Here is a 20,960-nt window from a genome sequence, read left to right as displayed (position 1 = left end):
CCGCCGTTCGTCGTTCGACCTACTCGGCCGGGAGCACGAGCTCCTGGCCGGCCATGATGAGGTCGGGGTTCGAGAGCGACTGCTGGTTGACGGCGAAGATGCCGAGCCAGCCGCTGTCGACGGCCTGCGCCTCGGCGATCTCGAAGAGCGTGTCGCCCGGGACGACCGTGTAGCGCTCGTCGCCCGGCTGGACGTCGGGCAGCTGCAGGGCGGGCGCCTGCTGGGCGGGGGCGGCCTGCGCTGCGGGCGCCGCCTGAGCGGCGGGCGCTACGGCCGGAGCCGGCGCCGCCTGGCTCGCCGGCGCGGGAGCGGCCTGCTGCGCGGGTGCTGCCGCGCGGGGCTCTGCGGCACCGCTCGCGCCGATCTGCGCCGAGCACGAGGGCCATGCGCCCCAGCCCTGGCCGGCCAGCGTGTTCTCGGCGACCCGGATCTGCTCGGCGCGGGATGCGTCGGCCGGGTTGCCCGAGCCGCCGTAGGCCTGCCACGTCGACAGCGAGAACTGCAGCCCGCCGTAGTAGCCGTTGCCGGTGTTGATCGACCAGTTGCCGCTCGACTCGCACTGCGCGAGCGCGTCCCAGGTGGCGTCGGATGCCGCGTTCGCCGCCGTCGGCACGAGCACTGCTCCTGCGACGGTCGCGACGCCCGTGGCGACGAGGCCGGCGACGTAGCGCTTCGAGCGGCGGGCACGGGTGATGGTCTGCTTGCTCACGATTGAACTCCACAGCCCCGTCTCGCACGCGCTGAGCGCATGCGACCGCCCGACCGGTGCAAATCGTTTCGATGGCACGAAGGACTCTCGGGGCGGATGCGACGGCCGTCCTTCGCGGTTCAAGTCGTCCACACTACCGAAGATCACGATTTGGTAACAAGTGGTGTGTCGCTGCGGCGAAGTCTGCGTGCCTCCGCGTACCCGCTGCGGCGGCGTTGCGGCATTGCGGTGCAGCGGACCGCTCTTCCGCACGCCGCGACCGTTGATAACCTTATCAACGCACCGAAGGCTTGATAAGGTTATCGTCGTGCGAGATCCCGTGGAGAACCCGTTCAGCCCCGGCTCGGACATCGTGCCGGAGGTCTGGGCCGGTCGCACCGCCCAGCTGAGCGACTGGCGCGACGTCGTGCGCCCGCGGCTGCTCAAGGGGCTGCCCGAGCGCGGCCGCACCATCCTCGGCGAGCCGGGGCTCGGGAAGTCGTCGCTCGTCCGCCGCATCGCGCAGCAGGCCGAGCGGAGCGGCGACTGGGTGACGCCGCAGCTGCGCGTGCCCCTGGGCTCGGACCCGTTGAAGCTCGTCGCGGCAGCGGTCCTGGCGCTCGCGGCGCAGGCAGGCCTCCCCGCCGCCCGCGAGCGCGCGATCGAGGGCCTGCTCGACCGCGTGCAGACCGTCGCCGCGAGCGGCCTCTCCCTGACGCTGCAGCAGAAGGAGGGCCCCGAGCCCCACGTGGCGCTCACCGAGCTGCTCGTCGAGGTGGGGCGCGCGGCGATCGCTCGCGACGTCGTGGCGATGCTCCACATCGACGAGGTGCAGAACATCACCGACGAGCGGGCCCTCTCGCAGCTGCTCATCGCGCTCGGCGATGCGATCACGCACGAGATCCGCGTCGCAGCGCCGGGCGGAGCGCAGGTGCGTCGCGGGCTGCCGATCGCGGTCTACCTCACGGGCCTGCCCGACTTCGAGGATCGGGCGGGAGCCCTCAAGGGCGCGACCTTCGCTCGCCGGTTCCGGACGACCGTGCTCGCCCCGATCGACGACGACGACCTCGCCGAGGCGCTGCAGGAGTTCGTCCTCCCGGGATGGGAGGTGCCCGGTCCCGACGGCGGCCGCACGCGCATCCGCATGGAACCGGACGCCGCGAGCGCGATCATCGAGATCTGCCGCGGCGAGCCGTTCCTCTTCCAGCTCGCCGGCCAGCACGCCTGGAACGCCGATCGGAGCCCCGTCATCACGCGCGAGCAGGCGCTGCGCGGGTGGCGCGGTGCCCAGCGCGAGGCGGTCGCGCACGTCGAGCGCATCCTCGCCCGACTCCCGGAGCGCGAACGGGCGTTCGTCGAGGCGATGGCGGCCGTGCCGCCGCAGGAGCGCAAGCTCACACGCATCGCGGCCGAGATGGGCTACGCGAAGGTGACGGATGCGGGCCCGACGTCGCAGCGCCTCGACACGGTGCGCGGCATCATCGACCGGGGCCGGCTGTACTCGTTCCGCCATCGCGCCGTCGAGGCCTACCTGACGAGCGACTGGCCCGACGTCAGCTGATCGCTAGAGCGACGCGGGCTCCCGCAGCCCGGTGCGCACGAGCTCGAGCACCGAGTCGGCGAGCTGCTCGGGCGTGATCGGCCCGTCGGGGCGGTACCACTCGACGATCGAGTTCACCATGCCGAAGGTCAGCCGCTCGGCGATGCGCGGATCCATGTCGGCACGCAGCGTGCCCTCGTCGCGCGACGCCTCGAACAGCAGCCCGAGCTTGCGGTCGATCTCGCGGCGGCGCCGCATCGCCTCGAGCTCGATCGCGGTGTTGCCGCGCAGCCGCAGCAGCAGCGTCACGAAGGGCTTGTGCTCGCACAGCACGATCACCGCTCCGCGGATGACGAAGCGGATGCGGCTCACGACCGGCCCCGTCGTCGCCTCCGGTGCGTCGAAGACCGCCTCGAGCGCGTCGAGCGCCTTCGAGAGCGCGACCTCGAGCATCTGCTCCTTCGACGCGAAGTGGTGGTAGATCGCCGACTTCGACAGCCCCAGCCGCTCGGCGAGGACGCCGAGCGAGGTCGCGTCGTAGCCGCGCTCGTTGAACGCCGCGACGACCACCTCGAGCATCGAGTCGCGATCGTAGCCGGGGCGGCCGCGACGGGCGACGATCTGCTGGCTCATCCGCTCATCCTCCCAGTGCGCCGCCTCGCCGCGAGGCCACCCGGCCGAGGCGGGTGGTCACGACACGCCGTGCAGAGAGGCGCCGACACGGCGTGTCGTGACCACCCCGCGCCGCGAGCGCGGCGTGTCGTGACCACCCCCGTGGCGACTGCGTCACGCGCCACCGCGGAGGTCGTACACGCGCTTGTACTTGCCCTCCGAGCGCGGCAGCGAGCCGGTCGGCACGACCTCGACGTCGACCGTCGTGCCGATCCGCTCCTTGACCCGCAGCTTCAGGATCTCGGCAGCGGCGGTCGACACGACCGGCTTCACGCCCGGCGTGCACTCGATCTTCACGACCAGCCCGTCCATCCGCCCGCGGTTGACGAGCTCGAGGATGAAGTGCGGCGTCAGGTGCTCGATCTCGAGCACGATCTCCTCGATCTGGGTCGGGAAGATGTTGACGCCGCGCACGATGAGCATGTCGTCGTTGCGGCCGGTGATCTTCTCGATGCGGCGCATCGTCGACTGCGCCGAGCCCGGCAGCAGCCGGGTCAGGTCGCGCGTGCGGTAGCGCAGCACCGGGAACGCCTGCTTCGTGAGCGACGTGAACACGAGCTCGCCGACCTCGCCGTCGGCGAGCTGCCGACCGGTGTCGCCGTCGATCACCTCGGGCAGGAAGTGGTCCTCCCAGATGGTCGGGCCGTCCTTCGTCGACGCGAACTCGCTGCCAACGCCCGGGCCCATCACCTCCGACAGGCCGTAGATGTCGACGGCGTCGAGGCCCATCCGGCGCTCGAGCTCGAGCCGCATCTCGTTCGTCCACGGCTCGGCCCCGCAGATGGCGACCTTGAGCGAGGTCTCGCGCGGGTCGAGCCCGGCCTCCTCGAACGCATCCGCGATCGTCAGCAGGTACGACGGCGTGCACATGATCGCGTCGGGCTCGAAGTCGCGGATGAGCTGCACCTGGCGCGTCGTCTGCCCGCCGGAGACGGGGATGACGGTGGCGCCGAGGCGCTCGATGCCCGCGTGGGCACCCTGGCCGCCCGTGAAGAGGCCGTAGCCGTAGGCGTTGTGGACCTTCATGCCGGGGCGCACGCCCGCGGCGCGCAGCGATCGGGCGACGACCTCCGACCAGACCTCGAGGTCGGCCTTCGTGTAGCCGACGACCGTCGGGCGGCCGGTCGTGCCGGACGACGCGTGGATGCGCGCGACCTGCTCCATCGGCACCGCGAACATCCCGAACGGGTACGACTGGCGCAGGTCCTCCTTCGTGGTGAAGGGGAGGCGCTGCAGGTCGTCGAGCGAGCGGATGTCGTCCGGGTGCACGCCGGCCTCGTCGAGCTTGCGCGTGTAGGTCGGCACGTTCGCGTACGCGTGCTGCACCGTCTGCTGGAGCCGCTCGAGCTGCAGCGCGCGGAGCTCGTCGAGCGAGAGTCGCTCGCCGGCGTCGCGGAGGTCATCGGATGCGGTGGTCTGGTCGAGCATCGTTGCCCACTTCCTCGTTCATAGATGGTGCCGAGCTTCCCTGAACCCCGGGTCTTGCGGGCGAGAGTCCGCGGTTGGGGGAAGCTCGACGTCAGGCGGTCGGTTCAGGCGGGGCCGCCGGCGCCGCCGGGCGTCGTCGGAGCGGGGCGGTTCGTGGAGAAGGAGCGGCCGCGGAACTCGGCGACGGTCTCGCCGGTCTCGTCGACGATCGTGACGTCGTAGATGCCGTTGCGACCCGCCTTCCAGCGGCGCTCGGCCGTGGCGGTGAGCGTCTGGCCCGCGTGGGTGGCCTTCGCGAACGTGATGTCGGCGCCGGATGCGACGGTGACCGTCGCATCCTCGTTGCAGGCGTACGCGAAGGCGGTGTCGGCGAGCGTGAAGACGAGGCCGCCGTGGGTGATGCCGAAACCGTTCACCATCGCGTCGGTGATCGGCATCGTGAGCACGGCGCGGCCGCGCTCGAGCTCGGCGATCTCGATGCCGAAGGCCTCCTTCGCCCGATCGGTCTCGGCCATGATCGTGGCCAGCCAGGTCTCGTCCCGCGAGATCCGGTCCTGATGCGTCTCCAGCATGCGCGCTCCGTTGCGTCATCGAGCTCGTTCTGCGACCCCATTGCAGGGGCGCCGTGACCGAGTATAGACTTACTGAACGTTCGGTCACTAATTCCGAACCGAAGGAGACGGAGTCGACGATGACGCTCACCGCACCAGACGCATCCGCAACCGGCGCCCCCGAGGCCGAGCTGCAGGCTCGCTTCGACGCGCTCATCGAGGCAGACCAGCGCATCGAACCGCGCGACTGGATGCCCGAGGCGTACCGGAAGACGCTCATCCGCCAGATCTCGCAGCACGCGCACTCCGAGATCATCGGCATGCAGCCCGAGGGCAACTGGATCTCGCGCGCCCCGAGCCTCAAGCGCAAGGCCATCCTGATGGCCAAGGTGCAGGACGAGGCCGGCCACGGGCTCTACCTCTACTCCGCCGCGCAGACGCTCGGCATCAGCCGCGACGAGATGACGGAGCAGCTCATCGAGTCGCGCGCCCGCTACTCGTCGATCTTCAACTACCCGACGCCGACGTGGGCCGACATGGGTGCGATCGGCTGGCTCGTCGACGGCGCCGCGATCTGCAACCAGGTGCCGCTGTGCCGCGCCTCCTACGGCCCGTACGGCCGCGCGATGGTGCGCATCTGCAAGGAGGAGTCGTTCCACCAGCGGCAGGGCTTCGAGATCCTGCTCGAGCTGAGCCAGGGAACCCCCGAGCAGCACCGGATGGCCCAGGAGGCCGTGGACCGCTGGTACTGGCCGGCGCTCATGATGTTCGGCCCGCCCGACGACGAGTCGCCCAACTCGGCGCAGTCGATGGCGTGGAAGATCAAGCGCTTCTCGAACGACGAGCTGCGCCAGCGCTTCGTCGGCATGCTCGTGCCGCAGGTCGAGGTGCTCGGCCTGACGCTGCCCGACCCGAACCTGCGCTGGAACGAGGAGCGCGGCGAGTGGGACATGTCCGAGATCGACTGGACCGAGTTCAACGAGGTGCTCGCCGGCCGCGGTCCCGCGAACGCGCAGCGCATCCAGCACCGCCGCGACGCCCACGAGGACGGCGCGTGGGTGCGCGAGGCTGCGGCGGCCTATGCCGAGAAGCAGGCCGCGCGCGACCGCGTCGCCGCCTGACCCCATACCCCTGGGTGGTCACGACACGCCGCTGACCCGCCCCAGGGTGGTCACGACGCGCCGTCGACGAGCATCGCCGCACGACGTGTCGTGACCACCCACCGAGAACTGCACGAGGACTGAAGGAGACGAAGATGTCGACACCCGGTGAGGTGCCCGGCGAGGGCTGGCCGCTGTACGAGGTGTTCGTGCGCGCCAACCGCGGGCTGAGCCACGTGCACGTCGGCTCGCTGCACGCGCCCGACGACGACATGGCGCTGCGCAACGCGCGCGACCTGTACACGCGCCGCAACGAGGGCGTGTCGGTGTGGGTCGCCCGCTCCACGGCGATCACGACGAGCGACCCCGACCAGAAGGGCGCCTTCTTCGAGAGCCCGGCCGGCAAGAACTACCGCCACGCCAAGTACTACGAGAAGAGCGCGGAGGTCCCCCACCTGTGAACGCCCAGCTGAACGACGCCGAGCTCAACGCCGCGCCCGTCGACGACGCCGCGCAGCCGACCGCTCCCAGCGCGCCCGCGAAGACCGCGCCGCGCGACGCGGCGGCGATCGCCGCGATGCACGACGCGGAGGCCGCCGACGTGCACGGCGACGTCTCGGTCGACGAGCTGCACCTCACGGCCGAGCTGACCGGTGCGGATGCGTCGAGCATCGCGAGCCCGGACGTCGCGGAGTACGCGATGCGGCTCGGCGACGACGCGCTCATCCTCTCCCAGCGGCTCGGCTGGTGGATCTCCCGCGCCCCCGAGCTCGAGGAGGACATGGCGCTCGGCAACATCGCGCTCGACCTGCTCGGGCACGCGCGGTCGCTGCTGCACTACGCGGGCACCGCATCGGGCAGGAGCGAGGACGACCTCGCCTACTGGCGCGACGAGCACGAGTTCCGCTGCGCGTGGCTCTTCGAGCAGCCGAACGGCGACTTCGCGCACACGATCGCGCGCGGCCTGATCGCGTCGATCTGGATGCAGGAGCTCTACACCGCGCTGGCGCGGTCGACGGATGCGTCGCTCGCCGCGATCGCAGCGAAGTCGGTCAAGGAGGTCGCGTATCACCGCGACCACGCCGTGCAGTGGACGCTCCGGCTCGCCGGCGGCACCGAGGAGTCGCGCCGCCGCCTGCTCGTCGCGCTCACCGACACTTGGCCGTACACCGACGAGCTCTTCCGCGACGACGAGCTGCACGAGCGGCTCGGCGACATCGCGCCGCGCCCGTCGAGCCTGCGCGCCGGGTTCTTTCGTGTCTGGAACGCGGTGCTCGCTGAGGCCGAGATCACCGAGGCCGAGTACACGAACCGGAAGGTCGGCCAGTCGTCCGGCGGCGGCCGCCACGGCAACCACTCCACGCACCTCGGCCCGCTGCTCGCCGAGATGCAGGTGCTGGCCCGCCGCCACCCGGGAGCGACGTGGTGATGATGGCCACCACATCCGCCACCGAGCTGCGCGACCGAGCCTGGCGCATCGCCGCGGGCGTGCTCGACCCCGAGGTGCCCGTGCTGACGATCGAGGACCTCGGCGTGCTGCGCGATGTGCGCATCGAGGGCGAGACGACCGTCGTCACGCTCACCCCCACCTACTCGGGCTGCCCGGCGATCGACCAGATGCGCGACGACGTGCTGCTGTCGCTCACCGCGGAGGGCTTCCGCGACGTGCGCGTCGACTTCACGCTCTCGCCCGCCTGGACCACCGACTGGATGAGCGAGGCCGGCAAGGCGAAGCTCGAGGAGTACGGCATCGCGCCGCCCACGCACCGCGCGGGCGAGCGCTCGGGGCCCATCCCGCTCTCGCTCGGCGTGAAGTGCCCGCGCTGCAGCAGCCTCCGCACCCGCGAGGTCTCGCGCTTCGGCTCGACAGCGTGCAAGTCGCACTTCGAGTGCCTCGCGTGCCTCGAGCCCTTCGACCACTTCAAGGTGCATTGACCATGGGAGGGCACTGATGGCCGCGATCAACCTGGGCTCGAGCACGTCGCGCAAGCGCGCCCGCTTCCACGAGCTCGAGGTCGCCGCCGTGCGACCGCTCACCGAGAGCGCCGTCGAGGTCACCTTCGCGGTGCCCGAGGAGCTGCACGACGACTTCGGCTACAGCGCCGGCCAGCACCTCGCGCTGCGCGCGATGATCGATGGCCACGAGGTGCGCCGCTCGTACTCGATCTGCCGTCCCCCGACCCCGGGCTCGATCTCGGTCGCGATCAAGCGCGACCTCGGCGGCCGCTTCTCGACGTGGGCCAACGCCGAGCTGCAGCCGGGCGCCCGCATCGACGTGATGGTGCCGCAGGGCACGTTCACGTCGGCGCTCGAGCAGGTCGACGGCGCGCACGTCGTCGGCATCGCCGCGGGCAGCGGCATCACGCCGATGATGGCGCTCGCCCACGAGGTGCTCTCGCGCTCGTCGACGTCGACGTTCTCGCTGCTGTTCTCGAACCGCTCGACCCTCGACGTCATGTTCATCGAGGAGCTCGCCGACCTCAAGGACCGCTACCCGGCGCGGCTCGCGCTGCACCACGTGCTCTCGCGCGAGCAGCGCGCGGCGCCGCTCATGTCGGGCCGCATCGACGAGGAGCGGCTCGAGCGCATCCTCACCGAGCTCATCCGCCCCGAGTCGGTCGACGAGTGGTTCCTGTGCGGTCCGTTCGAGCTCGTGCAGCTGTGCCGCGATGTGCTCGAGGGGAAGGGCGTCGACCCGGCGCACGTGCGCTTCGAGCTCTTCACGACCGGCAAGCCCGTCGATGCCGGCGGCGACCGCGGCCGACCCGTGCAGGTCGACGCGGGCGAGGAGACGTGGACGCTCGACTTCACGCTCGACGGCCAGTCGACGCAGGTCGAGTCGCCCATCTCGGCGCGCGAGTCGATCCTCAACGCGGCGCTCCGCGTGCGGCCGGACGTGCCGTTCGCGTGCGCCGGCGGCGTGTGCGGCACGTGCCGCGCGAAGGTCGTCTCGGGCAGCGTCAGCATGACCGAGAACTACGCGCTCGAGCCCGACGAGATCGAGCGCGGCTACGTGCTCACGTGCCAGTCGCACCCCAAGCCCGACACGATGAAGCTCGTCGTCGACTACGACGTGTAGCCCCCTCGCCGGTCGATGACCGGCGTCAGCGACGAAGGAGTCCCCCGCATGATCGAGCTCACCATCGCCGACGGCGTCGCCGAGGTCGTGCTGAACGCGCCCGCGCAGCGCAACGCCGTCGACGCATCCGCGCTCCAGGAGCTGGCGGATGCGTACGGCGAGGCCGAGCGCGCCGGCGTGCGAGCGCTGCTGCTGCGCGGCGAGGGCAAGGCGTTCTGCGCCGGCCGCGACATCTCGCAGGTCGACCCGCGCACCGACGACGCGATCGGCTTCCTGCGCGACCGGCTGCAGCCCACGCTGCAGCGGATGGCGGCGTTCCCGGCGCCGACCTTCGCCGTCGCGCACGGCGCGTGCCTCGGCATCGGCCTCGGACTGCTCGTCGCGACCGACGTCGTCTACGTCGCCGAGTCGGCCAAGGTCGGGAGCCCGTTCGCGGCGCTCGGCGCGACGCTCGACTCCGGCGGCCACGCGCTCTTCTACGAGCGGCTCGGCGCGCACCGCACGCTCGACCTCATCTACTCCGGTCGGCTCATGACCGGCGCGGAGGCGGTCGCGCTCGGGCTGTTCTCGCAGTCGTTCCCCGACGACGCGGTGCTCGCGGCGACCCGGTCGGCCGCGGCGCACGCGGCTGCCGGCCCGACGCTCGCGTACATCGCCTCGAAGGAGATCATCCGCGGGCTCCGCGACGAGCGGATGGGCCTGTGGCAGTCGGTCGACGCCGAGAACATCGCGCAGGCCGCGCTCGCGCAGACCGCCGACTTCCGCGAGGGCTTCGCCGCCTTCCAGCAGAAGCGCTCCCCGGCCTTCACCGGCCGCGCGTAGTCGCGGCCCGGCCTCGTCGCCGGTGGCCGGTACCGTTCGGCCATGGATCACCTCGCCGCGCTCGCCGACCTGCAGGCGCGATTCCTCGAGACGACCCGCCGCGCCGACCCGGCCGTGCCCATCCCGTGGCTCGGTCGCTGGACGGTGCAGTCGCTCGTCGTGCACGTCGCGCGCATCCACCACTGGGCCGCGGGGCAGGCTCGGCGTCGGCAGGAGGAGCCGCTCGGTCGCGGGCCCTTCGACCTGGCCGAGCTCTATGACTCGTGCGCACGTGAGCTGCGCGAGACGCTCGCCGAGCTCGACCCGGATGCTCGGGCATGGACGCTGCTCGACGACAGCGTGCCTCGTGAGCAGCAGTCCGGCACGGTCGCGTTCTGGCACCGCCGGCAGGTGCTCGAGACGCTCGTGCACCTGTGGGACCTGCGCACCGCGATCGGCGAGCAGGTCGACGCGGACGACGCACTGTGGCTCGACTGCCTCGACGAGGTGGTCACCGTCATGCACCCGCGGCAGCTGCGGCTCGACCGCGTCGCGCCGCCGCCCACGCGGATCGCGTTCGCGCCGATCGAGACGGATGCGGTGCTCGAGCTCGCGGGCGCTCCGGCCGACGCTCCCCTCACGGTCGTGCGCGGTCCCGCGCGCTCGCTCGCGCTCCTCGCCTGGGGTCGCGGGGTGCCCGACGAGGATCGGCTAGCCGCACCCGGCGTGACGGTGGAGGGCGACCGCTCGCTCGCCGAGGCGACGCTGCGCGCGGGCATCACGCCCTGACGCGGGCAGATCTGCCCACGCGCGCGGCGCGCGCGGCGCCCGTCGTGCTCCAGACTGGATGGGTGAGCATCTCGACCGCCGTCCCCGTCGGCCAGCCCCTCTACGGAGCGTCGTTCGGGCAGGCCATCAAGCGCTTCTTCCGCGGCTATGTCGTCTTCTCCGGCCGTGCGAGCCGGAGCGAGTTCTGGTGGGCGATGCTCTTCACCTTCCTCGTCTCGCTCGTCGTGCAGATCCCGTTCTGGATCGCCTACGTGCAGCTCATCGTGCGGACGATCGAGCTCGATGAGCGTCTCGGGAGCAATACGCCTCCGGAAGCGATCGTGGGGCCCCTCGGAGCGATGGTCGGCTGGCTCGCGCTCCTGCTGGTCGTAGCGCTCGCGCTCCTGCTGCCGACCTACGCGGTCATGTGGCGACGCCTGCAGGACGCGAACTTCCACGGCGCGATCGCCCTCGCCTCGCTCGTCGGCTTCGGCATCGTGCCGCTCGTGATGTGCGCGCTGCCCTCGAGCCCGGCCGGCGTCCAGTACGACCCCGCGTACCGCGCGCAGATGGCGACCTACGGCTACCCGCAGCCCTACGGACAGCAGCCCTACGGGCAGCAGCCGTACGGGCAGCAGCCGCAGCAGTACAGCCAGCCGACGCAGCACCCCTTCAGCCAGGGGTCCGAGCAGCAGTAGCGTCGCCTGTCAGCGGCACCTGCCACGCTGGACTCCGTGACGAGCACCCGCGACGACGCCCTCGAGATCCTGCGCACGCTCGTCGGCTCGCCCGATGCCGACTTCCACGAGGGCCAGTTCGAGGCGATCGAGGCCCTCGTCGCCGACCGTCAGCGCGCGCTCGTCGTGCAGCGCACCGGTTGGGGCAAGTCGGCCGTGTACTTCGTCGCGACCCTGCTGCTGCGCCGGCAGGGCGCGGGACCCACGCTGCTCGTCTCCCCGCTGCTCGCCCTCATGCGCGATCAGGTCGAGGCCGCCGCGCGCGCCGGCGTGCGCGCCGTCGCGATCAACTCGGCCAACCCGCACGAGTGGGGCGAGGTGCTGCAGCAGCTCGACAGCGACGAGGTCGACGTGCTCCTCGTCTCGCCCGAGCGCCTCAACAACCCGCGGTTCCGCGAGGAGCAGCTGCCGAAGCTCATCCCCCGCACGGGCCTGCTCGTCGTCGACGAGGCGCACTGCATCTCCGACTGGGGACACGACTTCCGCCCCGACTACCGCCGTCTGCGCGACCTCATCGCCGAGATGCCGCACGGCGTCCCCGTGCTCGCCACGACCGCGACCGCCAACTCGCGCGTCGTCACCGACGTCGCCGAGCAGCTCGAGCACGCCGGCGGCGAACCGGTCGTGACGATCCGCGGACCGCTGGCCCGAGCATCCCTGCGCCTGGGCGTGCTGCGGCTGCCCGACGCCGGCGCCCGGCTCGGCTGGCTGCTGAGCCACCTCGGCGATCTGCCCGGCTCGGGCATCATCTACGCGCTCACGGTCTCGGCCGCCGACGACACCGCTCGGCTGCTGCGCGACGCGGGACACGCGGTGCAGGCCTACACGGGACGCACCGATGCCGGCGATCGCGAAGGGCTCGAGCAGGCCCTCAAGCGCAACGAGGTCAAGGCCCTCGTCGCGACGAGCGCCCTCGGCATGGGCTTCGACAAGCCCGACCTCGGATTCGTCATCCACCTGGGAGCGCCGTCGTCGCCGGTCGCCTACTACCAGCAGGTCGGTCGTGCCGGCCGGGCGGCGATGATCGCCGGCAGGGCCGCGAGCGCCGATGTGCTCCTGCTGCCCGGACCCGAGGACGAGGCGATCTGGCAGTACTTCGCGACGTCGTCGATGCCCGACGAGCGGAAGGCGCTCGCCGTGATCGACGAGCTCGCCTTCGAGGGGGCGCCACTGTCGACGCCGGCGCTCGAGGCGAGGGTCAATCTCAAGCGCTCGCCGCTCGAGCTGCTGCTCAAGGTGCTCGACGTGGACGGCGCCGTGCAGCGCGTCACGGGCGGCTGGGTCGCCACCGGCCAGCCGTGGGTCTACGACGCCGAGCGCTACGAGCGCATCGCCGCCGCTCGCGTGCAGGAGCAGCGGTCGATGCTCGAGTACGAGCGCACGAGCGGCTGCCGCATGGAGTTCCTGCAGCGCGCGCTCGACGACGACACCGCGGCGCCCTGCGGCCGCTGCGACAACTGCGCCGCCGCGGCGGGACAGCCGGCCTGGTACCCGACCGATGTGCGCGAGGAGGCGAGCGGTCAGGCGACGCAGTCGCTCAGCCGCGTCGGCGTCGTCATCGAGCCGCGCGCCCAGTGGCCCACGGGCGCCGACAAGCTGGGCGTGCCGGTCAAGGGCTCGATCCCGCAGACCGATCGCGTCGCGCCCGGGCGGGCGCTCGCACGGCTCACCGACCTCGGCTGGGGCGGCACCCTCCGCGGCCTCTTCTCGCCCGGCACCCCCGACGCGCCCGCGAGCCCCGCGCTCATCCAGGCGTGCATCCGGGTGCTGGCCGAGTGGGACTGGGAGGAGCGCCCGGCGGCGATCGTCAGCATGCCGTCCCGCCGCCGACCGCAGCTGGTCGACTCGGTCGCCCGCGCGCTGTCGGACCTCGGCCGCCTCCCGCACCTCGGCACGCTGAGCCTCGTCGACGGCGGCCCATCGGGCGAGCCTGGCGGCAACAGCGCCTACCGGCTGTCGAGCGTCTGGAACCGGTTCGGCATCGAGCCCGAGCTCGCGACCGCCCTCGAGGGCTGCGCGGGCCGTCCACTGCTGCTCGTCGACGATCTCGTCGACAGCCGCTGGACGATCACGGTCGCCGGCCGCCTGCTGCGCGGCGCCGGCGCATCCGCCGTGCTGCCGTTCAGCCTCGCTCTGCAGGCGTGACGGGCGCCTCGACCGACGGACGGATCCGCAGGCTCGACAGCAGTCCGACGACGAGCGCCGCGGCCGCGACCCATGCCGCGAGCGACGTGCCGTCGGTCATCGCGGCGCGCGCGGCGTCGGCGATGAACGCCGTCTGCGGGTCTGCCGCGAGTGCCGCGATGCTGCCGCCCGAGCTCGCGTTCACCGAGTCGACGAGCGGCTGCAGCATCGGGTTGGCGGCGACGGCGTCGGCGAGCCGGTCCTCGGTGCCGACCTTGAGGGTCGTGAAGAACGCCGTGCCGAGCACCGCGATGCCGAGCGCCGAACCGGTCTGACGAGCCGTGCTCTGCGTCGCCGAGCCCTGCCCGCTGCGCTCGACCGGCACATCCGCGAGCACGACGCTCGTGAGCTGCGCGGTCGCGAGCCCGACGCCCATGCCGTAGACGAAGAGCGCAGGCGAGGTGAGCCACGCGGTGCTGTCGGGCCGGATGAGCAGGGCGAGGGCCGCGATCGCCGCGATCTCGAGCACGAGGCCGATGCGCACGACGACCACCGGCGTCAGCCGTCGGGCGAGGCCGGCGACGGCACCGCTCGCGAGGAAGGAGCCGGCGGCGAGCGGCACGAGCGCGAGGCCCGCCTCGAACGCGGTGTAGCCGAGCACGTTCTGGAACCACAGCGGCAGCGACAGGATGAGGCCGAACTCGCCGAAGCTGACGATGAGGGCCGTGACGTTGCCGTTCGCGAACGATGGGATGCGGAAGAGCGAGAGGTCGAGGATGACGCCCTTCCCCGCCTTGCCGCGGGCGCGCTCGACGAGCACGAACGCGGTGAGCGCCGCGATGGCGACGGCGAAGGCGAGCGGTACGGGCGAGATGCCCGCGATGTCGAACGGCGCCTCGTCCTGGGCCGTCCACCAGCCGTAGCTGCGGCCCTCGATGAGGCCGAACACGAGCGCGCCGAAGCCGATGATCGACAGCAGCGCGCCCACGAGGTCGAGCCGCTGCACGGCGCCCGTCCGGGTCTCGCGCGACTCCGCGACGAACAGCAGGAGCCCCGCGATGATGAGCACGCCCACCGGGATGTTGATGCCGAAGGCCCAGCGCCAGCTGGCGTTCTCGATGAGCCAGCCGCCGACGAGCGGGCCGATCGCGGCCATGCCGCCGATCGTCGAGCCCCAGACGGCGAAGGCGATGCCGCGCTCGCGGCCGTGGAAGTTGGCGTTGAGCAGCGCGAGCGTGGTCGGCAGGATCATCGATCCCCCGAGCCCCTGCAGCGCGCGGCCGGCGATGAGCACGGCGCCGCTGTCGGCGATCGCGCACAGCACGCTCGCGACGAGGAAGATGACGACGCCGATGAGCATCATGCGGCGTCGGCCGACGCGGTCGGCGAGCCGGCCCCAGGTGAGCAGCAGCGCAGCGAAGAGCAGCGTGTAGATCTCCTGCACCCACTGGATCTCGGTGCTCGAGATGGCCAGGTCGTCGACGATCGCGGGGATCGCGACCGAGACGATCGTCGAGTCCATGATGATGAGCGCGACGCCGAGGCTGATGGCGAGCAGCCCCCACCAGCGGTACCGCACGGAGCGGTCGGTCGTGACGGGCTCAGTGCTGCGGCTCATGGGTGCTCCTCGTGCGGCGGATGCGCGGGCAGCTCATGCAGGCCGGAGGCATCTCGACCGAAACATGTTAGCCAGGCTTCCTATGTGAGGGCGGACTCACACCTCGCCGAGCAGGGCCGCGACCCGTTCGGCGGTGCCCCACGAGAGCGTCATCCCCGAGCCGCCGTGCCCGTACGCGGCGACGACGCGCAGCGCCCGACCGGGCACCTCCTCGATGCGCAGCCGCGCACGACCGGGCCGCAGCCCCACGGCTCGCGACAGGATGCGCTGCCCCGCGACGGCGGGCACGAGCGCGGCGCAGCGCTCGAGGATGCCCGCCTCGATCGCCGGATCCGGCTCGAGCGAGGTCGAGCCCTCCTCGTGCGTGCCGCCCAGCACGAGGCAGTCCCGCCGCGGCAGCACGTAGGTGAGCCCCGCGGGGTTCTCGTCGTCGATCACGAACTCCCTCACGCCGGGGTCCTCCACCCGCACGACCTGACCGCGCACGGGCACGACGCTCGCGTCGTCGCCCAGCAGCGAGCCGCCGCGCGCCCCGGCGGCCACGACGGCGACGTCGACGTCGCGCGCGAGCGCATCCACGTCGTCGATCGCGCGTTGCTCGAACCGCACGCCGAGCGCCTCGCACCGCTGCCGCAGCCACGGCAGGTAGAGCGACATGGTCGCGAGCGGCACGGTCGTGCGCATGCCCGTCGCGCCCGGTGGCAGCTCGGATGCGTCGACCTCGGTCGCGCGCGCCCACGCCGTCCACGAGCGGTCGGGCTCCGACCGCTCGACGATGACCCCGGTGCGCAGGTCGATGCCCGCCTCCGGCCGCTCGGCAGCGATGGCGGTGAAGCGGCGCAGCGTGCTCGCGAGCATCGCGTCGACCGCGGCGGAGCGCTCCGCCGCGTAGGGGAACCAGACGGCGCCGGCGACCGCCGACGTGGTCTCGAGCGGCTCGAGGTCGGCCAGCACGGTGACCTCGCGACCCGCGCTCGCCAGCTCGTGCGCGATCGACAGCCCGATCACCCCGGCTCCGATGACGGCGATCCGCTCGCTCATCCCTGCTCCTCGACGTCGCCTGTGGTCACTCAGCGGCATTATCGCGCTGTTCGACCATTGGCGACATCGAGGTCAGTGGAGGGGGATGGCCTCGAGGGGGTCGCCGCGGTCGATGTAGACGGATGTGCCGGGCACGGTCGCGGCCGCGAGGCTCGCGAGCGCCGCCGCCTCGAGCTCGGGGTGGCGGCCGTCGAGCGCGCCGACGCGGATGGCGACGACGAGGTCGAAGGGCGCCTCGCCGCGGCGGAGGCGGAACTGCTCGACGGCGCCGACGCGGAAGTCGAGGCTGCCGTGGTCGGAGACGCTCTCGGCCGCCGAGATCGCGAGCGGCGAGCGGTCGATGCCGAGCACGTAGCCGTCTGGCCCCACCCGCTTCGCGATCGCCCGCGCGAGCGCACCGGGACCGCAGCCGACCTCGAGCACGCGCAGGCCCGGTCGCAGGGGCAGCGCCTCGAGCACGGCCGCGAGCCGCGGTGAGAGATCTGCCATGACGCCTCCGGTCCAGAGAGCATGGCCGCGACGGACGGCACTGCGCAAGGGCGAACCCCCGGCGCCTCGGCACCGGGGGTTCGCGTCGATCGATGGCGCGCGCGCCGCAAGCGCTACCCGAGGGCGGTCGCCGGCTCCGCCTCGCTCACCTCGCGCGCCTCGCTCGCCTCGACCGTGAGCTCGTCGCCCGCGACGTCGACGCGCACCGTGCCCGACTCGAGGCCGCCGACGATGAGATCGGCGATCCGGTCCTCGACCTCGCGCTGGATGAGGCGGCGCAGCGGACGCGCGCCGTACTGGGGCTCGTAGCCGTGCTCCGCGAGCCACGTGAGCGCCGCATCCGACACGTCGAGCCGCAGCTCCTGCGCCGCGAGCCGGTCGCCGACGCGGTCGAGCAGCAGCGTGACGATCTGCTGGAGCTGCTCGCGCTCGAGCTTGTGGAAGAGCACGATCTCGTCGATGCGGTTGATGAGCTCGGGCCGCATCTGCTCGCGCAGCCGCCCCATGACCTTCGCGCGCAGCTCGTCGGGCGAGCCGGTGCCGTCGCCGGCCTGGAAGCCGATCGGCCCCGCCTTCGACGCGAGGAACTCGCCGCCGAGGTTCGAGGTCATGATGACGACGGTGTTGCGGAAGTCGACCGTGCGGCCCTGGCCGTCGGTGAGCCGGCCGTCCTCGAGCACCTGCAGCAGCAGGTTGAAGACGTCCGGGTGCGCCTTCTCGATCTCGTCGAGCAGCACGATCGAGTACGGCTGGCGCCGCACCCGCTCGGTGAGCTGCCCCGCCTCGTCGTAGCCGACGTAGCCGGGAGGGGCGCCGATGAGGCGCGCGACCGTGTGCTTCTCGCCGAACTCCGACATGTCGAAGCGGACGAGCGCCGACTCCGCGCCGAACAGGCTCGACGCGAGCGCCTTCGCGAGCTCGGTCTTGCCGACGCCCGTGGGCCCGAGGAAGAGGAACGAGCCGATCGGGCGATCGGCGTCGCCGAGCCCCGACCGCGAGCGCCGCACGGCCTTCGCGACCGCGCCCACCGCATCCTCCTGACCGATGACGCGCTCATGGAGCTCCTCCTCGAGGCGCGCGAGCCGCGAGCGGTCGCCCTCGGTGAGCCGCGCCGCGGGGATGCCGGTCGCGCGGGCCACGACCTCGGCGATCTCCTCCTCGTCGACGACGCCGTCCTCGCCGGAGCCCGAGTCGATCGATGCCTGGATGGCCGCGATGCGGTCGCGCAGGCGCGTCGCCTCCTCGAACTCCTCGGCGGCGACGGCCTGCCGCTTGAGGTCGTCGAGGTGCTCGCGCTCCTTCGTCAGCGCATCCACGTCGACCTTCGCGCCGAGGCGCAGGCGCAGCCGCGCGCCGGCCTGGTCGATGAGGTCGATCGCCTTGTCGGGCAGGAAGCGGTCGCTGATGTAGCGGTGCGAGAGCTCGACCGCGGCGCGGATGGCCTCGGGCGTGTAGGCGACGCGGTGGTGCTCCTGGTAGGCGGGGGCGAGGCCCTCGAGGATGCGCACGGCGTCCTCGACGCTCGGCTCGCCCACCATGACGGGCTGGAAGCGCCGCGTGAGCGCGGCATCCTTCTCGATGCGGCGGAACTCCGCGAGCGTCGTGGCGCCGATCATGTGCAGCTCGCCGCGCGCGAGCCGCGGCTTCAGGATGTTCGCGGCGTCCATGCCGCCCTCGCCGCCGCCGCCCGCGCCCAGGATCGAGTGCAGCTCGTCGATGAAGACGATGAGCTCGTCGCGGTGCGCGGTGATCTCGTCCATGGCCTTCGTGATGCGCTCCTCGAAGTCGCCGCGGTAGCGCGTGCCGGCGACCATCGCGGTGAGGTCGAGCGCGACGACCCGCTTGTGCATGAGCGACTTCGGCACCTCGCCCTCGACGATCGCGCGGGCGAGCCCCTCGACGATCGCCGTCTTGCCGACGCCGGCCTCACCGATGAGCACGGGGTTGTTCTTCGTGCGGCGCGAGAGGATCTCGATCGTCTGCTCGATCTCGTCCGCGCGGCCGATCACCGGGTCGAGCTTGCCCTCCCGGGCGCGCGCGGTGAGGTCGATGCCGTACTCGTCGAGCGTCGGCGTCGTCGACGAGGGGTCGACCGCCTTCCCCGGCGTGCGGGCCTGCTGCGCCTCGATCGCGTCGCGCTGCGCCTGGCTCGCCGCGCGCTGCAGCGCCTCGGGCGTGATGCCCGCCTCCTGCAGCAGGCTGCCGCCGGCGGTGTCGCCGGCGACGAGGAACGCGAAGAACAGGTGGTCGGGGTCGATGTAGCTCGAGCCGTTCGCGCGAGCGATCTGGTAGGCGTCGCGCAGGGCGCGCTGCGCCGACGGGGTGAGGCTCGGCGGGCCGCCCACCTCGCGCTCGCCGTCGGCCGGCATGCGGCCCTCGATCGCAGACCGCAGGGCGTCGTCGTCTGCGCCGGTGCCGCGCACCGCCGTCGCGACCTCGGGCAGCTCGAGCAGGGCGCGCAGCAGGTGCAGCGCGTCGACCTCGGCGTGCCGGTGCTGCCTCGCGTACTCGACCGCGCTCGCCATGACCGAGCTCGTGCGCCGCGAGACGAGGCGCGAGAGGTCGACCGCGCGCTGCGCGGGCACGCGCTGACCCTGCAGGATCCGCGCGATGAAGTCGTCGAACGATCCGTCGCCGACCGGGCCATAGATGGCTGCCATGTGCATCCCCTCGAAAGTGATCCGTCGAACTTGAGTCTGCTCGACTCAAGTATGAACGACCTGTGGGGGCGATGGCATTCCCGGATCGCCGGAACGGATCACCCGCGCGTCAGGCGATGGCCTTCGTCACGAGCTCCGCGATGCGCTTGCGCACCGCCGGAGTGTCGGCGATGAGCGCGTACGACGTCGGCCACATGTCGCCGTCGTCGAGGTTGGCGATGGTCTGGAAGCCGAGCGTCGAGTACCGCTCGTCGAACTTCGAGGCCTGCTGGAAGAAGACGAGCACCTTGCCGTCGCGCGCGTACGACGGGAAGCCGTACCAGGTCTTCGGGTCGAGGTCGGGTGCGACCTCCGACACCACCTCGTGCACCATCTGCGCGAGCGCCTTGTCGGGCTCGGGGAGCCCCTCGATCGCCTCGATCGCGTCCTGGCGGTCCTTCTCCTTCTTGCTGCCGCCCTTGCGGCTGGACTGCTTCCTCAGCTCGGCGGCGCGCTGCTTCACTGCCTCGCGCTCGACGTCGGAGAGCTTGTCGTCTGCCATGGGTTCCTCCACGGATCGGATGGTCGGATGCGTCGGCGCGGCTCGCGCGCTGGTATCGATCATGGTCGCTGAGGGCGCCGGGCGCTTCTCCGATCCTGACCGAGCGATCGCGCGACAGATTTGTTGCGCGCGGTATGCTGGAGCCATGACCATGCAGCTCGACCTCGCTGGAGCGGTGCACGCGAGCGACGACGCGCGCCTCCGCATCGCGATCGCCACCGCCGGCTCTGCGACCGCGCTGGCCGATCTGCTCGAGGTGCATCGCTCGCAGCCCGGTCGGTGGCTCAAGCGCGAGAGCACCCCGACCCCGAGCGCTCGGCGCATCGTCGACGACCTGGCGCTCGTCGCGACGAAGTACGTCAGCACATGGCCGGCGGAGACCATCCGCGACTGGCTCGCTGGCGACAACGCCTACCTCGGCGGGGCGACGCCGAAGGACATGCTGCGGAGCGGCCGGGTCTCGGAGGTGCTGGCTGCGCTGGAGGGCGAGCTCGCGGGCGTGTACGCCTGATGCGGGTCTTCCGCATCTTCTCGTACCGCGAGGATGCAGCGGTGGGTGAACCCGGGCACCCGGCCTTCATCGATCGGATGCACCAGGGCTCAGGCCGGTGGGACAACCCCGCGTCCTACGCGACCGGGTACTTCTCCCAGACCGCGGAGGGCGCGGTCAGCGAGGTGTACGGCGGCTTCGCGGTCTGGCGCCCTGTGCTCTTCACGGACGACCCCCGTGATCGCCGACTCGGCGCCTTCGAGCTGCCGGACAGCCTGCGGCTCGCGGACTTCGACGATCCTCGGGTGCTGAGCGACTTCGACGTCCGCGTGTCGGAGGTGACCGCTCGAGACCCTCGGCGGACGCAGGCCATCGCGGCCGCCGTCCATGATGCCGACTTCGACGGCATCAGCTGGGGTTCGCACTACCATCCGAGCCTCATGAACCTCGCGGTGTTCGAACCCGCTGAGCACGGCTTGCGCTGCACGGCGATCGAGAAGCTCGACATCGATCACGCGGCGGTTTCCGCAGCCGCCGGACTGATCGTGCGACACATCGATCGCAGACCGCCCGCGTGAGCGGCGGGCGCGGATCGCAGCAGCACACGCGCGCTGGCCGAACCTGACCGAACCG

General features: G+C 72.0%; 21 protein-coding genes. 12 read left to right on the top strand and 9 right to left on the bottom strand.

All coding sequences use genetic code 11. From position 1 onward, the window contains the following. Nucleotides 1-19: 19 nt before the first annotated feature. Entirely contained in the window at nucleotides 20-709 is a 690-nt protein-coding gene (locus tag ABD106_RS09800; RefSeq protein ID WP_343919851.1) for a transglycosylase family protein, read from the bottom strand. 307 nt (nucleotides 710-1,016) lie between these two features. Here ABD106_RS09800 and ABD106_RS09795 point away from each other — a divergent pair, with 307 nt between their 5' ends. Next, a complete protein-coding gene (locus tag ABD106_RS09795; RefSeq protein ID WP_343919849.1) occupies nucleotides 1,017-2,249 on the top strand; it encodes an ATP-binding protein in 1,233 nt (410 codons plus the stop codon). Between the two features lie 3 nt (nucleotides 2,250-2,252). Here the strand turns inward: ABD106_RS09795 and ABD106_RS09790 are convergent, their stop codons facing one another. The 3 genes from ABD106_RS09790 to paaI all read right to left on the bottom strand — a co-directional run bounded on the left by ABD106_RS09790 (nucleotide 2,253) and on the right by paaI (nucleotide 4,900). After that, the gene (locus ABD106_RS09790) at nucleotides 2,253-2,861 is read right to left on the bottom strand and encodes a TetR/AcrR family transcriptional regulator (RefSeq protein WP_343919847.1); all 609 of its coding nucleotides are present in this window, start codon (nucleotides 2,859-2,861) and stop codon (nucleotides 2,253-2,255) included. Between the two features lie 153 nt (nucleotides 2,862-3,014). Then, nucleotides 3,015-4,328, bottom strand: coding sequence for a phenylacetate--CoA ligase PaaK (gene paaK, locus ABD106_RS09785; RefSeq protein WP_343919845.1), 1,314 nt, complete (start codon nucleotides 4,326-4,328; stop codon nucleotides 3,015-3,017). 104 nt (nucleotides 4,329-4,432) lie between these two features. After that, nucleotides 4,433-4,900, bottom strand: coding sequence for a hydroxyphenylacetyl-CoA thioesterase PaaI (gene paaI, locus ABD106_RS09780; protein ID WP_343919843.1), 468 nt, complete (start codon nucleotides 4,898-4,900; stop codon nucleotides 4,433-4,435). Nucleotides 4,901-5,019: 119 nt separating this feature from the next. Here paaI and paaA point away from each other — a divergent pair, with 119 nt between their 5' ends. From paaA to ABD106_RS09735, 9 genes are all read left to right on the top strand, one after another. Continuing rightward, nucleotides 5,020-6,000 (top strand): 1,2-phenylacetyl-CoA epoxidase subunit PaaA, encoded by a 981-nt coding sequence (gene paaA, locus ABD106_RS09775; RefSeq protein WP_343919841.1) that lies wholly within the window; start codon nucleotides 5,020-5,022, stop codon nucleotides 5,998-6,000. A 134-nt stretch (nucleotides 6,001-6,134) separates the two neighbouring features. Continuing rightward, nucleotides 6,135-6,440 (top strand): 1,2-phenylacetyl-CoA epoxidase subunit PaaB, encoded by a 306-nt coding sequence (gene paaB / locus ABD106_RS09770; RefSeq protein WP_343919839.1) that lies wholly within the window; start codon nucleotides 6,135-6,137, stop codon nucleotides 6,438-6,440. A gap of 116 nt (nucleotides 6,441-6,556) precedes the next feature. Then, the gene (paaC, locus tag ABD106_RS09765; protein WP_343921040.1) at nucleotides 6,557-7,408 is read left to right on the top strand and encodes a 1,2-phenylacetyl-CoA epoxidase subunit PaaC; all 852 of its coding nucleotides are present in this window, start codon (nucleotides 6,557-6,559) and stop codon (nucleotides 7,406-7,408) included. A gap of 2 nt (nucleotides 7,409-7,410) precedes the next feature. Beyond that, nucleotides 7,411-7,914: a 1,2-phenylacetyl-CoA epoxidase subunit PaaD gene (gene paaD, locus ABD106_RS09760; protein ID WP_343919837.1), complete on the top strand. Its 504-nt coding sequence runs from the start codon at nucleotides 7,411-7,413 to the stop codon at nucleotides 7,912-7,914. A gap of 16 nt (nucleotides 7,915-7,930) precedes the next feature. Next, on the top strand, nucleotides 7,931-9,058 hold the full coding sequence (gene paaE / locus ABD106_RS09755) for a 1,2-phenylacetyl-CoA epoxidase subunit PaaE (protein ID WP_343919835.1): 1,128 nt from the start codon (nucleotides 7,931-7,933) through the stop codon (nucleotides 9,056-9,058). 48 nt (nucleotides 9,059-9,106) lie between these two features. Then, nucleotides 9,107-9,880, top strand: a complete 774-nt coding sequence (locus ABD106_RS09750) for an enoyl-CoA hydratase/isomerase family protein (RefSeq protein ID WP_343919833.1) — start codon at nucleotides 9,107-9,109, stop codon at nucleotides 9,878-9,880. A 42-nt stretch (nucleotides 9,881-9,922) separates the two neighbouring features. Next, a complete protein-coding gene (locus ABD106_RS09745) occupies nucleotides 9,923-10,648 on the top strand; it encodes a maleylpyruvate isomerase family mycothiol-dependent enzyme (RefSeq protein ID WP_343919831.1) in 726 nt (241 codons plus the stop codon). Between the two features lie 62 nt (nucleotides 10,649-10,710). Then, complete coding sequence (locus ABD106_RS09740; RefSeq protein WP_343919829.1) at nucleotides 10,711-11,325, top strand: DUF805 domain-containing protein; 615 nt, start codon at nucleotides 10,711-10,713, stop codon at nucleotides 11,323-11,325. Between the two features lie 36 nt (nucleotides 11,326-11,361). Continuing rightward, nucleotides 11,362-13,509 (top strand): RecQ family ATP-dependent DNA helicase, encoded by a 2,148-nt coding sequence (locus ABD106_RS09735; protein WP_343919827.1) that lies wholly within the window; start codon nucleotides 11,362-11,364, stop codon nucleotides 13,507-13,509. Here ABD106_RS09735 and ABD106_RS09730 read toward each other — a convergent pair. The 5 genes from ABD106_RS09730 to ABD106_RS09710 form a co-directional block, all read right to left on the bottom strand. After that, complete coding sequence (locus ABD106_RS09730; protein WP_343919825.1) at nucleotides 13,487-15,106, bottom strand: DHA2 family efflux MFS transporter permease subunit; 1,620 nt, start codon at nucleotides 15,104-15,106, stop codon at nucleotides 13,487-13,489. The two genes, ABD106_RS09735 and ABD106_RS09730, sit on opposite strands and share 23 nt — an antisense overlap. Before the next feature lie 96 nt (nucleotides 15,107-15,202). Then, on the bottom strand, nucleotides 15,203-16,147 hold the full coding sequence (locus tag ABD106_RS09725) for an FAD-dependent oxidoreductase (RefSeq protein WP_343919823.1): 945 nt from the start codon (nucleotides 16,145-16,147) through the stop codon (nucleotides 15,203-15,205). 72 nt (nucleotides 16,148-16,219) lie between these two features. Then, complete coding sequence (locus tag ABD106_RS09720; RefSeq protein ID WP_343919821.1) at nucleotides 16,220-16,636, bottom strand: methyltransferase domain-containing protein; 417 nt, start codon at nucleotides 16,634-16,636, stop codon at nucleotides 16,220-16,222. Nucleotides 16,637-16,749: 113 nt separating this feature from the next. Next, nucleotides 16,750-19,296, bottom strand: a complete 2,547-nt coding sequence (locus tag ABD106_RS09715; RefSeq protein WP_343919819.1) for an ATP-dependent Clp protease ATP-binding subunit — start codon at nucleotides 19,294-19,296, stop codon at nucleotides 16,750-16,752. 109 nt (nucleotides 19,297-19,405) lie between these two features. Continuing rightward, the gene (locus ABD106_RS09710; RefSeq protein ID WP_343919817.1) at nucleotides 19,406-19,837 is read right to left on the bottom strand and encodes an iron chaperone; all 432 of its coding nucleotides are present in this window, start codon (nucleotides 19,835-19,837) and stop codon (nucleotides 19,406-19,408) included. A 145-nt stretch (nucleotides 19,838-19,982) separates the two neighbouring features. Between ABD106_RS09710 and ABD106_RS09705 the strand changes: the two genes are divergently transcribed. Together ABD106_RS09705 and ABD106_RS09700 are read left to right on the top strand one after the other, a co-directional pair. Then, nucleotides 19,983-20,348, top strand: a complete 366-nt coding sequence (locus ABD106_RS09705) for a hypothetical protein (protein ID WP_343919815.1) — start codon at nucleotides 19,983-19,985, stop codon at nucleotides 20,346-20,348. Continuing rightward, the gene (locus tag ABD106_RS09700; RefSeq protein ID WP_343919813.1) at nucleotides 20,348-20,905 is read left to right on the top strand and encodes an RES family NAD+ phosphorylase; all 558 of its coding nucleotides are present in this window, start codon (nucleotides 20,348-20,350) and stop codon (nucleotides 20,903-20,905) included. Before ABD106_RS09705 ends, ABD106_RS09700 begins: the two co-directional genes overlap by 1 nt. The last annotated feature ends 55 nt before the right edge of the window (nucleotides 20,906-20,960 follow it).

Origin of the sequence: Agrococcus citreus (assembly GCF_039527715.1) — a bacterium.
In the GTDB taxonomy this organism is placed as follows: domain Bacteria; phylum Actinomycetota; class Actinomycetes; order Actinomycetales; family Microbacteriaceae; genus Agrococcus; species Agrococcus citreus.
Note: the sequence above shows the minus strand (reverse complement) of the source record. Positions and strands in the feature narration are given on the sequence as shown.